Genomic DNA, 739 nt, shown 5'->3' on the forward strand with positions numbered 1-739 from the left:
GGTAATGACTCCAACTTATTGATAGTGTTTTATGTTCAGATAATGCCCGATGACTTTGTCATGCAGCTCCACCGATTTTGAGAACGACAGCGACTTCCGTCCCAGCCGTGCCAGGTGCTGCCTCAGATTCAGGTTATGCCGCTCAATTCGCTGCGTATATCGCTTGCTGATTACGTGCAGCTTTCCCTTCAGGCGGGATTCATACAGCGGCCAGCCATCCGTCATCCATATCACCACGTCAAAGGGTGACAGCAGGCTCATAAGACGCCCCAGCGTCGCCATCGTGCGTTCACCGAATACGTGCGCAACAACCGTCTTCCGGAGCCTGTCATACGCGTAAAACAGCCAGCGCTGGCGCGATTTAGCCCCGACATAGCCCCACTGTTCGCCCATTTCCGCGCAGACGATGACGTCACTGCCCGGCTGTATGCGCGAGGTTACCGACTGCGGCCTGAGTTTTTTAAGTGACGTAAAATCGTGTTGAGGCCAACGCCCATAATGCGGGCTGTTGCCCGGCATCCAACGCCATTCATGGCCATATCAATGATTTTCTGGTGCGTACCGGGTTGAGAAGCGGTGTAAGTGAACTGCAGTTGCCATGTTTTACGGCAGTGAGAGCAGAGATAGCGCTGATGTCCGGCGGTGCTTTTGCCGTTACGCACCACCCCGTCAGTAGCTGAACAGGAGGGACAGCTGATAGAAACAGAAGCCACTGGAGCACCTCAAAAACACCATCATA

Annotated in this window: 1 protein-coding gene; it reads right to left on the reverse strand. The window is 54.0% G+C overall.

The features are described from left to right. Window positions 1–15: 15 nt before the first annotated feature. Window positions 16–713, reverse strand: a protein-coding gene (locus C4F37_RS27200; protein WP_223216377.1) for an IS1-like element IS1A family transposase whose coding sequence is annotated in 2 segments (ribosomal slippage) — window positions 16–464 and window positions 464–713 — 699 coding nt in all. Because the reading frame shifts where the segments join, the coding sequence is not laid out codon by codon here. Window positions 714–739: the final 26 nt, after the last annotated feature.

It is taken from the genome of Escherichia sp. R1, assembly GCF_003000935.1.
Taxonomy (GTDB): domain Bacteria; phylum Pseudomonadota; class Gammaproteobacteria; order Enterobacterales; family Enterobacteriaceae; genus Escherichia; species Escherichia coli.